Raw genomic sequence first — 12,790 nt, 5'->3', positions numbered from 1 at the left:
TTCGGCTCTACTCTGGCGGTGAGGAATCGACAGTCCGTCGTCACGCCTCGCCTGGGAGGCCGTCCGTGCTCGTCGTCGACATCATCGTCGTACTCGTGCTCATCGCCGCGCTGTTCGGCGGCCTGCTCCGCGGACTCGTCGCCACCGCCGGCACGCTGGTGGGTGTCGTGCTCGGGGCGATCATCGCCGTGTGGCTCACCCCCGTGATCGCGCCCGCGTTCACCGACTGGGAGTACCGCAGCCTCGTTCTCGCGCTCATCGCCCTGGCGATCGTGGCTGTGCTCGCCGGCATCGGCACGGCCGTGGGCGCGCGTCTGCGGCGCGGCGTCGACCGTGCGAAGCTCGGCGCCATCGATCGTGTGCTCGGCGGCGTCGTGAACACCGCGGCCGCAGCCGTGATCGTCACTCTCGTCTCCGGCGCCATCGTGGGTTCGGGCATGCCGGGGGTGGCGCCCGCCGTCGCGTCGTCGCGCGTGATCGGGATCATCGACGCCGTCACCCCCGAGCCCGTCGACACGGCGCTCGCCGAGCTGCGCGGCTTCATCGTCGAGGAGGGGATCCCGCGCGTGGGAGAGCTCCTCGCCCCCGAGGTCGAGCCCACGGCACCGCCTGTCGCGCTCGACGACCCCGAGCTGGAACGCGCGGGGGCATCCGTCGCCCGGATCAGCGGAAACGCGTACGCCTGCGGCGCCTCGCTGACCGGGTCGGGCTTCGTCGCCGCGCCCGGCATGGTGATCACGAACGCCCACGTCGTCGCGGGCGTCGAGACCCCGGTGATCGAGCTTCCCGGTCGCGAGGCCGTCGAAGGCCGCATCGTGTACTTCGACGCCACCGACGACCTCGCCGTCATCGCCGCACCGGGGCTCGATGCCGAGCCGCTGACCATCATCGACCCTGTCGCCGCGGGCACATCGGTCGCCGTGCAGGGGTACCCCCTGGGCGGCCCGTTCACCAGCGGCGTCGCCTACGTCCTGTCGGTCGGCAGCGCGCTCGTCGCCGACATCTACGACGAGGACGCCTCCCCGCGCCAGATCTACGCGCTCGAAGCCGATGTGCGGCCGGGCAACTCCGGCGGGCCGATCCTCACCGAGGACGGCGAGGTCGCCGGCGTGGTCTTCGCCCGCGGAGAGGACGACGAGCAGCGCGGCTACGCCATGACGACGGCAGAGCTCGCCCCCGCCCTCGAGGCATCCGTCACCGGCGACGCCGTCTCGTCGGGCGCCTGCACGCGCTGACGCCACCGACGACGGGGGCCCTGTGCGCGACGCGACGCGGTGGTAGGCTCGGCGCAAATCGAACACCGGACCATCACGTCTGCTCGGGAGAAGCCGCTCGCGGCTGCCGAAGGAGCAATCCCTCCCCGGAATCTCTCAGGCCCCCGTACCGAGCCGACATGGTCACTCTGAAAAGCGGCACCCGTGTGCCCGCCGACGGGGCAAGCGGGCACCACCCGTGAAATCTCTCAGGCCTATGACAGAGGGGGAGGAACTCTCCGCACATCGTTGCGCCGTCAGGAGTTCCCCGTGATCCACTCGTTCTCATCCACTGCACCCCCGCCGGTGCCCATCGAAGCGCGCTCATGAGCATCGGCGTCTTCGACCTCTTCACCGTCGGCATCGGGCCCTCGAGCTCGCACACGGTGGGGCCGATGCGCGCGGCATCCGATTTCATCGATCGACTCGATGCGCGCGCCGTCGTCGCCGTCGAGGTCCACCTCTACGGGTCGCTCGCCGCGACCGGGCGAGGACACGGCACGTTCTCCGCCGTGCTGCTCGGGCTCGAGGGACTCCGGCCCGACGAGGTCCTCCCCGCCGTCGTGGAGGAGCGCGTCGCCGCGATGCGGGAGACGGGACGGATACGGCTCGGCGGCGTCCGCGACGTGGCGCTCCGCGAAGAGGACATCGTCCTGCATCCGCTCACCGAGCTCCCGGGGCACAGCAACGGCATGCGCGTGATCGCGACGGATGCCGCCGGGGCGGCCGTCGATGAGGCGATCTACTACTCGACCGGGGGCGGGTTCATCCTGCGCAGCGGAGAGCGTCCGCCGCAGGCCGAGCCGGTGCCGGTGCCGTTCCCCTTCGAGACGGGCGCGGAGCTGCTCGCGCACTGCGAGCGCGAGGGGGTCTCCATGGCCGAGATCCAGCGCCGCAACGAGCGGGTGACGCGTACCGACGACGCGATCAGCGCGGGCATCGCCCACCTCGCGGACGTGATGGCGGACAGCGTCGCCTCGGGCGCTGCTCGCGAGGGGATGCTGCCGGGCGGCCTGAACGTGACGCGGCGTGCGCCGCGCTGGCGCGAGCGGCTGCTCGCCGCCGATCCGGAGGGCGATGATCCGGCGCTCTGGCAGGAATGGGTGAACTTCGTCGCCCTCGCCGTCAACGAGGAGAACGCGTCGGGTGGTCGCATCGTCACCGCCCCCACCAACGGCGCGGCGGGGATCATCCCCGCCGTCCTGCACTACGCGACGCACTACGCCGCTGCCGGTCGCCCCCGCGCGGCGATCGTCGAGCCGTACCTCCTCACCGCTGCCGCGATCGGCATCCTGTACAAGGCCCGCGCGTCGATCTCCGGCGCCGAGGTCGGCTGTCAGGGCGAGGTCGGCTCGGCGTCATCGATGGCGGCCGCGGGACTCGCCGAGGTGCTCGGCGGAACGCCCCGCCAGGTCGAGAACGCCGCTGAGATCGCGATGGAACACAACCTCGGACTCACCTGCGACCCGATCGGCGGACTCGTCCAGATCCCGTGCATCGAACGTAATGCGATCGCCGCAGCGAAGGCGATCAATGCCGCCAAGATGGCCCTGTGGGGCGACGGCACGCACCGGGTCTCCCTCGATGAGGTCATCGTGACGATGCGCGAGACCGGACGCGACATGAGCAGCAAGTACAAAGAGACGGCCCTCGGCGGACTCGCCGTGAGCGTCGTGGAATGTTGAGCGGAGAACCATGACAGACACCCCCACGGCCGAGCCGAGACGTTCCCCCCTGCACGAGGTGCACGAGAGCCTGGGCGCGTCCTTCACCGATTTCGGCGGCTGGTTGATGCCGGTGCGCTACACCTCGGATCTCGCGGAGCACCACGCTGTCCGTCAGGCGGCGGGCTTGTTCGACATCTCCCACATGGCGGAGTTCCGCATCGTGTGCCCGGATGCCGCGGGGTTCCTCGACTACGCCCTCGCCGGTCGCATCTCCACGATGAAGGTGGGCAAGGCGAAATACTCCTTCGTCCTCGCCTCGGGCGGCGGGATCGTCGACGACGTCATCGTGTACCGGATCGCAGACGGCGAGTTCCTCATCATCGCGAACGCCGGAAACCGGAGCGCCGTCGCCGCGTCGCTCTCCGCGGCCGCCGACTCCTGGTCGGAGCAGTGGACGCCGCCGGTCGCCCCCGACGGCTCGTTCGCCTTCGTGGCGGGCGCGCACGTGCCCGAGATCACCGACCTGACCGACGCGATGTCGCTGATCGCCGTTCAGGGCCCGGCCGCGCGCGCGATCATCGAGGCGACCGACGGCATCGCCGGCGTCGACCCGGTGCTCGCCGACCTGCCGTACTACGCCTGGGCGTCGGGGGAGTTCGACGGACGGAGCCTGCTCATCGCGCGTACCGGCTACACCGGCGAGGACGGCTTCGAGCTCCTGGTGCCGAACGCGACGGCCGCCGCGCTGTGGCAGTCGCTCTCGGCCGCCGGCGCCGCGCACGGGCTCGTCCCTGCCGGACTCGCCGCCCGGGACACGCTCCGCCTCGAGGCGGGAATGCCGCTGTACGGCCACGAACTGGGGCCGGACATCGTGCCCGCCCAGGCAGGCCTCGGCCGCGCCGTCGCCGCCGACAAGGACGACTTCGTCGGCAAAGCCGGACTCGACGCCCGTGACACCGCCGAACTCCCTGTCCTCGTCGGGCTCGTCGCGGAGGGGCGCCGTGCCGGACGCGCCGGCTACGCGGTCCTCGACGGAGACGACCCGGTCGGCGAGGTCACCTCCGGAGCCCTCAGCCCGACCCTCGGACACCCCATCGCCATGGCGTTCGTCGCCCCCTCGGCAGCCGCTGTGGGCACCATCCTTTCCCTCGACGTGCGCGGAACCCGCATCCCCGCGACCGTCACCGCCCTTCCCTTCTATCGGAGACAGAAATGACCGACCCCACCGCCCTCTCGTACACCGCCGAGCATGAGTGGATCGCCTTCGACGGCGACATCGCCACCGTCGGCATCACCGATTTCGCCGCGGAGAAGCTCGGTGATGTCGTCTTCGTCGAGCTCCCCGCCGTGGGTACGAGCGTGAGCGCCGGCTCCGTCGTGGGAGAGATCGAGTCGACCAAGTCGGTGGGCGAGCTGTTCGCCCCCCTGACGGGGGAGATCGTCGAGATCAACGACGCCGTCGTCGACGACCCCTCGTCGGTCAACGCCGGCGCGTTCGACGCCTGGCTCGTGAAGATCAGACTCGACGGGGCGGCGCCGGCCGACCTCCTCGACCACGACGGCTACGTGGCCCTGACGGGCGGCGAGGCGTGAGCGCGACCTTCCGCGACCGCCACATCGGCACGGACGCCGCCGCGCAGGAGCAGATGCTCCGCGCGGTGGGCTTCGACTCCATCGACGCTCTCGTCGAGAGGGCGATCCCCGACGCGATCGCGGTGACCTCGCGCGACAGCGTGATTCCGCCGGCGGCATCCGAGGCCGAGGCTCTCGCGGAGCTCCGCGATCTCGCCGCCCAGAACCGGGTCGCGCGATCGTTGATCGGGCTCGGCTACTACGACACCATCACGCCGTCGGTGATCCAGCGCAACGTGCTCGAGAACCCCTCGTGGTACACCGCCTACACGCCCTACCAGCCCGAGATCTCACAGGGCCGGCTCGAGGCGCTCATCAACTTCCAGACGATGGTCACCGACCTCACCGGGCTCACCACGGCGGGCGCGTCGATGCTCGACGAGTCCACGGCGGTGGTGGAGGGGATGCTGCTCGCGCGACGCGCGTCGAAGGCGGCGTCGAACGTCTTCCTCGTCGATTCCGACGCGTTCCCGCAGACCAAGGCACTGCTCGCGCACCGGGCGGCAGCCCTGGGAGTCGAGGTGCAGGAGGTCGACTTCCGCGTCTGGGAAGACGCCGGCGGACAAGCAGACCGCGCGGTTCCCGACGCCTTCGGGGTCTTCATCCAGTACCCGAGCGCCTCCGGGCGGGTCTGGGACCCGACCGCAGCGATCGCCGCGGTGCACGAGCGCGGCGGGCTCGCCGTGGTCGCGGCCGACCTCCTCGCGATGACGCTCCTGCGCTCGCCCGGATCGATGGGCGCGGATATCGCCGTCGGCACGACGCAGCGGTTCGGCGTGCCCATGGGGTTCGGCGGTCCGCACGCGGGCTACCTGGCCGTGCGCAAGGGACTCGAGCGTCAGCTCCCCGGTCGCCTCGTGGGCGTGTCGGTGGATGCCGTCGGCAACCCCGCCTACCGGCTCTCGCTGCAGACCCGTGAGCAGCACATCCGCCGTGAGAAGGCCACCTCGAACATCTGCACCGCGCAGGTCCTCCTCGCCGTCATGGCCTCGATGTACGCGGTCTACCACGGTCCCGACGGGCTCCGCTCGATCGCGGAGGAGCTGACGGCCAAGACCGCGCTGCTGCGCGACTGGCTGGTCGAGTCGGGCGCCTCGGTGCTGCACGAGTCGTTCTTCGACACGCTCGTGGTGCGCACTCCCGGCAGGGCCGAGGAGACGGTGGCCGCAGCGCGCGAACGCGGCTACCAGCTCTGGTTCCGCGACAGCGACTCGGTCGGCATCTCGCTCGACGAGACGACCACGGTCGCCGATCTGCACTCCATCGCCCAGGTGTTCGGCATCACGGCATCCCGGGTCTTCGTCGCGCTGCGCGATCGGAACGCGCACCTGCCCGAGGCGCTGCGTCGCCAGGACGAGTACCTGACTCACCCGGTCTTCCGCACCCACCGGTCCGAGACGGCGATGATGCGCTACCTCAAGCAGCTCGCCGACCGCGACTACGCGCTCGACCGCGGGATGATCCCGCTCGGCTCGTGCACCATGAAGCTGAACGCCGCGACCGAGATGGCTGCGGTGTCGTGGCCGGAGTTCGCCCGCGTGCACCCGTTCGCGCCGCTCGAAGACGTCGCGGGCTACCTCGTGATGATCGAGCAGCTCGAGTCCTGGCTGGCCGACGTGACCGGCTACGACGCGGTGTCGTTGCAGCCCAACGCCGGTTCGCAGGGCGAGCTCGCGGGTCTTCTCGCCATCCGCGGCTACCACCACTCGCGCGGCGACCAGCACCGCGACGTCTGCCTGATCCCGTCGTCGGCACACGGCACGAACGCGGCATCCGCCGTGCTCGCGGGCATGCGGGTCGTCGTCGTCGCGTGCGACGAGGCCGGCAACGTCGACCTCGACGATCTGCGCGCGAAGGTGGCGGCGAACGCCGAGGACCTCGCCGCCTTGATGATCACCTATCCGTCGACGCACGGCGTCTACGAGCAGGACGTCGTCGATGTCACCGGCGCGGTGCACGAGGCGGGCGGCCAGGTGTACGTCGACGGCGCGAACCTCAACGCCCTGCTCGGCTTCGCGCGTTTCGGCGACCTGGGCGGCGACGTATCGCACCTCAACCTGCACAAGACGTTCGCGATCCCGCACGGCGGCGGCGGCCCGGGCGTGGGCCCGGTCGCGTCGAAGGCGCACCTCGCGCCGTTCCTGCCCTCCCATCCGCTCGCCCAGCGCGCGGAGCACGCGGGCGGCTTCGTGTTCGACGGGGGGCCGGTCTCGGCGGCGCCGTACGGCTCTGCGTCGATCCTTCCGATCTCCTGGTCGTACGTGCGCATGATGGGCGCCGACGGGCTCCGGGCGGCGACGGGCGCCGCGGTGCTGGCGGCCAACTACGTGGCGCTGCGGTTGAAGGACCACTACCCGGTGCTCTACGCGGGCGAGGGGGGTCTCGTCGCCCACGAGTGCATCCTCGATCTGCGACCGTTGAAGGAGGCGACCGGGATCACGGTGGACGACGTCGCGAAGCGCTTGATCGATTACGGCTTCCACGCCCCGACCATGTCGTTCCCGGTTGCGGGCACGCTCATGGTCGAGCCGACGGAGTCGGAGGACCTGCCCGAGCTCGAGCGCTTCGTCGAGGCCATGATCGCGATCAAGGCGGAGGCCGACGCGGTCGCGGCGGGGGAGTGGCCCGCCCGCGACAACCCGCTCGTCAACGCCCCGCACTCCGCCGAAGCGGTGATCACCACCGAGTGGGCTCATCCTTACTCGCGGGAGACGGCCGTCTACCCCGTGCGGACCCTGATCCGCTCGAAGTACTGGCCGCCGGTCCGGCGCATCGACAACGCCTACGGCGACCGCAACCTCGTGTGCGCCTGCCCGCCGATCGAGGCCTTCGCCTGATCCGACCGGCCGCCTGATCCGGCCCAGGCCCTCCGCAGGCGAGAATGCAGCTGTGCGCCGAGACGGCGGTCATTGCCGCGGTTTCGGCGCGCCGCTGCATCCTCGCGGGTCGTGTCAGACAGTGCTGGGGGATGCCGGGTGGTCGTGGATGTGTGGCGTGCGGTGCCCGTTTATCGCTCCGCGCAGGGAGAACAGGGGAGGTGCCTGCTCCGGTCGACCTCGTCGAAGCCCCGCATCCTGGAGGATCGCGGCTAACTCGTGCGTGACGGATACCTCTCGCCATCCCCATCGCGCGTAGCCACGCACGCGTCGCCGCATCCGGTCCTCGCGCCGCTTCTCCGCTACGTACACCGCTCCAGGGTCACCGAACCGACCGCTGTACTTGACGCGTCCGTCGGCCTCTCCGACCGCATCGCACGACTGCCACCGGAAGTCGGCACGATCCACGGAGCCGTCGTCGTGTCGCACCGACCACTGCAGCGACGGCTCCTCGAAGCCGAGCCACTCGATGGCCGCGCGGCTGACGGACTCCAGCGCAGTCTCGGCGAGGGGCGTGGCCCGCGCGAGCACCCACCGGGCGAGCCTTCGTCCGCGGCTGCTGGCGCGTGCCTCGTTCACCGCGACCAGGTGCCCGACTGTGAGCGAGCGGTCGATCCGGAGGGCCGCGTCAGCGACGGCGAGTGCGACCGCAGGATGCCGGGAGCGCGCGAGATCGACCACGGTCTCGCTGATCGAGGTCACCCCTCGCCCCCTGATCATCATGATCTCCCGTGCGTCGGCGGTCGAGTGCGTCCGCACCCCTGCGCTGACGCGCGACGTGGCATGCCGGTCGCCGAGAACGTGGACATGTGTGGGCTCCGCGAAGACGGGTAGGCCCCAAAGGGCGGCCGCGGACTCATGCGATGACACCGCCCCAGGTCGGACGAGCGTATGGGCGTGCACTCTCGCGAGGTACCGATCCCATGCCGGTAAGCGTTGCCACGCGGCGGCAGGCGCGAAGACGCCCGCTTCGACTCTCACCAGTTCCCCGCGCGCGACACGGCGCTCGGGGTGGGGCGTCGATCGCCCCGGGATCAGCAGCACGGGGGCGGGACGGCACTCTGGTGGCGCGTTCATCGGCCCAGCGTGCTCTCCCGCCGGGCCCGACCGGCATCCGATCCCGATCTCCCCTGTCACCTCGGCCTCGACTCCGCGTGTGGAGGAGCCGGTGGCTCCGTCTGCCCCGTCGTCCGCGGTCGCCTGGCCGCTCGCCCGCCCCTCCGGCGACACACCACCGTCGCGCCGAGACAGCGCGAGCCTCCGCCGTGTCGGCGCCGGGAAGCAGTCTCGGGGAGGGGGACGGGGCGCGGCCTGTCAGGAGCCCGGGGGAGCGAAGACGCCCGGCCACCAGGCGGCCGCGAGGGGATACCCGACGAAGGCGATGACGTCGATCGTGACGTGCGCGATCACGAGCGGCATCACCCGCCCCCAGCGGTGGTAGACCCAGCCGAAGACGATGCCCATCGCGATGTTGCCGATGATCGGCCCGAAGCCCTGATACGAGTGGTACGCGCCGCGGAGCATGGCGGTGGAGAGGATGATCGTCCAGGTGTTCCACCCGAGCAGCCGCAGGCGGTCGAACAGGTACCCGACCATGACGACCTCCTCCAGCAGGCCCGCGCGGAGGGCGGCGAGAAGCAGGAGCGGAATCGTCCACCACGACGAGTCGAGCGGCGAGGCGTCCACCTGGATCGTGATCCCGAGCGCCCGGCCGGCGGCGTAGAGGGCGAGACCTGGCACGCCGATGACGACGACGAGGAGGAGTCCTCCCCACTGGTCGCGCCCGAACCTCGCGAAGGTCAGTCCGATCTTCGCGAATCCGCTCCGTACCGGGTCCCACAGGAGGTAGATCGCGAGCGCCACGGGAGCGAGCCCGAACAGATACGACAGCACCTGCTCTGCGACGTCGAAGGCCTCCGACGCCCCGGCGCCCGGATTTATCGAGGTCTGCTGACCCCCGAGCGGCGCGCGCGTGAGCGCTTCGATGAGCGCCAGCAGCGAGAACACGGCGGACCGTCCGAGCGAAAGCGCCAGGACGATGGCGATCTCCCACCCGAGCCGGCGGCGGCTCACGGCCGCCACGGGGGCGAGGTCTGAGGATCCGGGCACGAGCCGCAGGATGCCACGCCGCGCCGCCGGGGCGACGCGGCGGCATCCGGATTCATAGGGTCTTCGTCAGCGCCGTCAGCCGCGGCGGCGCTTCAGGGGGGCTTCGGTGGCCAGCACGTGGCGGAGCGGAGTCGGATCGGCGAGGCGTCCGATGGACAGCATGGTCTCCGCGTGCTCGATGCCCGGGATCGGCCAGATGCGCTCGATGAGCAGGCGCTGGAGGTCGGCGTGATCGCGCACCCGGAAGCGCGCCATCAGGTCGTACCCCGCCGCGAGCACGAGCACCTCGGTGAGAGCCGGGATCTCCCGCAGACGGTCGAGCACCGCCCCGGCGTCCGTCGTCGCCGCCAGGCGGATCGGCACCACGACGAGCATCGGGTACCCGAGCGCCGCCCAGTCGAGCTCGACCGTGTGGCGACGGATCACGTGGCCGCGCTCGAGACGTGCGATCCGCTCCGCCACGGCCGGAGCGGACATGCCGACATCGCCGGCGATGCTCCGCAGTGACGCGCGGGCGTCCTCGTGGAGCCGGTGCAGGATGCGCCGGTCGACGTCGTCGAGGTCGAGCGCCTCGCGCTCGGGCTCGAGGAGTGAGCGGAGGGAGCCGTCGTCGCTCATGCCGGCACCTCTTCCGCGAAACCGCCGCGGTCGAGTTCGCGGAGGATGTCGAGCGTGAACTGCACGTGGTCGAGGAAGTCCTCGACATAGCCGTGCTCGTCGTAGCCGTGCATGTTGCCGGCGGGGCGGAGGGTGCCGGTCGGCGAGATGATCGGCGCTCCGAGGTGGCCGAGGAACAGGGCGCCCGGGCCGGCGCCGGTCATGACGTCGTAGACGACGGGCTCGGCGCGGAACGCCGACCGCGCCGCTCGCACGACGGCCTCCCCGAAGGTCGATTCGACGGGGGAGTAGGCGGGCGCCATCGCCCGCACGAGGCTGAGCCCGATATCGGGGTTGACCGCGGTCACGTGCGCGCGCACGGCCTCGTAGGCGGCGGCGGGGTCGATGCCGGGGACGAGACCGAATCGCACGCGGGCCGTGCACGACGCGGGGATGCTCTGGCGCACGCCCGGGTCGAGATCGAAGCCCGACAGGCTCATCGAGGGTTCGTAGATGAAGCGGGTCGACAGCTCGTCCGCCTCGATCGGCAGGTGCGGCGAGACGCCGGGGGCAGCGATCGACGGACCGGGCACCGTCACCTCGGCCGTCCGGCTGCGCGCCGCGTCGTCGGCGACGACCGCGTGGTCGGCGAACCCGGCCACCGCGATGCGTCCGTCGGCGTGGCGGAGCGACGAGATCGCGCTCATCAGCTCGAGCGGCGCCGACCGGAGGATCGAGGCATACGACGGATGCTGCGCGGATACCAGCGTCGTCAGCGACAGCTCGACCTCGAGCGACCCCCGGCATCCGAAGCCGATCGCCGGCCGGCCGTCCTCCTCGCGCAGGTAGCTCTCCCACAGGCACGCGTCGGCGGCGAGGCGGTCGGCATACTCCGCGAGGACGTCGTCGAGGCCGGGGCTGCCGATCTCCTCGCACGGATCGGCGAGGTAGATCACGCTGAACGGAAGGTCGCCGTCGTGCTCGTCGATCCACAGCCGGAGCGAGGTGAGCCTGCCGGCGGCGTCCGCCTTGTCGTCGCACGCGCCGCGTGCATACATCGCCCCGCCCCGGATCTCCGCGGCGTAGGGCGGCGAGGTCCACCGGCCGAGATCCCCCTCGGGCTGGACGTCGTAGTGGTTGTACAGCAGCAGCGTCCGCTCGCTCCGGCCCCGGCGGAATCCCATGAGCACCGGTCCGTAGCCGGGGATCTCCCGCCGCTCGACCCGGTCCATGAGGGGAGCCAGCCGCTCCTCGATCCAGTCGGCGGCCTCGCCGATGGCCTCCAGGTCTCCGGCGACCGTCGGGAAGCGGCAGAGGGCCTGCCACTCCGCGACGATCGCGTCTGCCGCCTCGTCGATCCGAGGGTCGCGTGCCGCGCTCATTTGCCGCGGGGGAGCGAGACGGGTGTCAGCTCGTACGGGTAGTCCGAGATGAGCTCGTAGCCGTCCTCGGTCACCAGCACGATGTCTTCGAGGCGCACTCCGCCGAAGCCCTGCCGGTAGCAGCCGGGCTCGATCGCGATGACGTCGCCGACCACGAGCACGGCGTCGTTCTGGTTCAGGCTCGGCGGCTCGTGGACCTCGAGGCCGACCCCGTGGCCGAGGCTGTGGAAGTAGCCCTCGTCGAGCACCTCGCCCGGCTTCTTCGTGAGCTGCGTCGGCTGACCGGCGGCTTCGATCGGCGCGCAGGAGATGCGGTGGAGCTCGGCGACGGGCAGACCCGGGCGGATCGCAGCGAGCGTCGCGTCGAACGACTCCTTGACGATCCGGTAGTAGAAGGCGAGCTCCTCGTCGATCTCGCCCTTGACGAAGGTGCGCGTCATGTCGGAGTTGCCGCCCGAGGCGATGTCACGCGGGCAGATGTCCACGGTGACCGGTTCGCCCGCGTAGATCTGCCCCGATCCGGCGTGGTGGCCGATGCAGGTCTGTGCGCCGTGGGCGACGATCATGCCGGCGTCCTCGCATCCGTTGCGGAGGTAGACCGCCCGGATACGGTCCTTCAGGTCTTCGCACGTCAGGGGCACGCCGTCAAGCATGAGGCCGCCGTCGTCCGCGACGTCGGCGCGGTCGATCGCGTCCGCCACGAGCGAGACGCCCGCTTCGGCGGCGATCTGAGCGCGGCGGATGCCGGCGAGTTCGTGCGGGGTCTTCACCCGGCGACGGTCGACGAAGAGGCGTCGGTCGACGGCGATGTCGAGGCCCGCAGCCCGCAGGTGGTCGGCGACCTCGAGCGGGAACGTCGGCGGCACCAGCCCGCGGGTCACGCCGAGGCGGCGGCACAGCTCGACGAGGGTGCTCAGCTCGGCGGTGTCGGGGTCCTCGCCGGCCGCGCGGAAATCATCGAACCCCAGCTCGTCGAGCGGGTGGACGGTCATGCCGTCGACCTCTCGCATGCGGGCGGCTTCGAGGGACTTGATGGCCGTGTGGGCCGCGCCGTCCACCTCCATGTAGAGGAAGGGGTCGTGCACGTCGTGGGGGATCACGTGGCGCATGTCCGCGGCTTCGGTGCTCGCGAAAATCATGACGGCGTCGCTCATGGGGGTCCTCTCGTCCGGGTGGCACCACGAGCGTAACAGTCGCTTTACATCGCGCCGGTCACTCCCCATCGAAACCTCCGATTCGAAAGCGCAGCCGCCGCCGGATGCCGCATATCGAAC

10 protein-coding genes and 2 riboswitches are annotated in these 12,790 nt (G+C 71.0%); of the genes, 5 read left to right on the top strand and 5 right to left on the bottom strand.

The genetic code is table 11. From position 1 onward, the window contains the following. The first annotated feature begins 65 nt into the window (after window positions 1-65). The 5 genes from ACJJV7_RS09055 to gcvP all read left to right on the top strand — a co-directional run bounded on the left by ACJJV7_RS09055 (window position 66) and on the right by gcvP (window position 7,389). A complete protein-coding gene (locus ACJJV7_RS09055; RefSeq protein WP_405375512.1) occupies window positions 66-1,235 on the top strand; it encodes a MarP family serine protease in 1,170 nt (389 codons plus the stop codon). A 74-nt stretch (window positions 1,236-1,309) separates the two neighbouring features. Next, a riboswitch (glycine riboswitch) is annotated at window positions 1,310-1,396 on the top strand. After that, a riboswitch (glycine riboswitch) is annotated at window positions 1,397-1,487 on the top strand. It begins immediately after the preceding riboswitch. 92 nt (window positions 1,488-1,579) lie between these two features. Beyond that, the gene (locus ACJJV7_RS09050) at window positions 1,580-2,938 is read left to right on the top strand and encodes an L-serine ammonia-lyase (RefSeq protein ID WP_405375514.1); all 1,359 of its coding nucleotides are present in this window, start codon (window positions 1,580-1,582) and stop codon (window positions 2,936-2,938) included. Between the two features lie 10 nt (window positions 2,939-2,948). Further along, a complete protein-coding gene (locus ACJJV7_RS09045) occupies window positions 2,949-4,136 on the top strand; it encodes a glycine cleavage system aminomethyltransferase GcvT (protein WP_405375516.1) in 1,188 nt (395 codons plus the stop codon). Then, window positions 4,133-4,513: a glycine cleavage system protein GcvH gene (gene gcvH / locus ACJJV7_RS09040; protein ID WP_405375518.1), complete on the top strand. Its 381-nt coding sequence runs from the start codon at window positions 4,133-4,135 to the stop codon at window positions 4,511-4,513. The genes ACJJV7_RS09045 and gcvH overlap by 4 nt, the downstream gene beginning before the upstream one ends. Before the next feature lie 53 nt (window positions 4,514-4,566). Next, window positions 4,567-7,389: an aminomethyl-transferring glycine dehydrogenase gene (gene gcvP / locus ACJJV7_RS09035; protein WP_405376193.1), complete on the top strand. Its 2,823-nt coding sequence runs from the start codon at window positions 4,567-4,569 to the stop codon at window positions 7,387-7,389. Window positions 7,390-7,503: 114 nt separating this feature from the next. Here gcvP and ACJJV7_RS09030 read toward each other — a convergent pair whose 3' ends face one another. The 5 genes from ACJJV7_RS09030 to ACJJV7_RS09010 form a co-directional block, all read right to left on the bottom strand. Next, window positions 7,504-8,130, bottom strand: coding sequence for a hypothetical protein (locus ACJJV7_RS09030; RefSeq protein WP_405375520.1), 627 nt, complete (start codon window positions 8,128-8,130; stop codon window positions 7,504-7,506). A gap of 612 nt (window positions 8,131-8,742) precedes the next feature. Beyond that, window positions 8,743-9,537 (bottom strand): CPBP family intramembrane glutamic endopeptidase, encoded by a 795-nt coding sequence (locus ACJJV7_RS09025; protein ID WP_405375522.1) that lies wholly within the window; start codon window positions 9,535-9,537, stop codon window positions 8,743-8,745. A 75-nt stretch (window positions 9,538-9,612) separates the two neighbouring features. After that, complete coding sequence (locus tag ACJJV7_RS09020) at window positions 9,613-10,155, bottom strand: Lrp/AsnC family transcriptional regulator (RefSeq protein ID WP_405375524.1); 543 nt, start codon at window positions 10,153-10,155, stop codon at window positions 9,613-9,615. Next, window positions 10,152-11,516: a M20/M25/M40 family metallo-hydrolase gene (locus ACJJV7_RS09015; RefSeq protein ID WP_405375525.1), complete on the bottom strand. Its 1,365-nt coding sequence runs from the start codon at window positions 11,514-11,516 to the stop codon at window positions 10,152-10,154. The genes ACJJV7_RS09020 and ACJJV7_RS09015 overlap by 4 nt, the downstream gene beginning before the upstream one ends. Further along, entirely contained in the window at window positions 11,513-12,670 is a 1,158-nt protein-coding gene (locus ACJJV7_RS09010; RefSeq protein WP_405375527.1) for a M24 family metallopeptidase, read from the bottom strand. The genes ACJJV7_RS09015 and ACJJV7_RS09010 overlap by 4 nt, the downstream gene beginning before the upstream one ends. Window positions 12,671-12,790: the final 120 nt, after the last annotated feature.

Origin of the sequence: Microbacterium sp. Ld4 (assembly GCF_045066555.1) — a bacterium.
In the GTDB taxonomy this organism is placed as follows: Bacteria; Actinomycetota; Actinomycetes; order Actinomycetales; family Microbacteriaceae; genus Microbacterium.
Note: the sequence above shows the minus strand (reverse complement) of the source record. Positions and strands in the feature narration are given on the sequence as shown.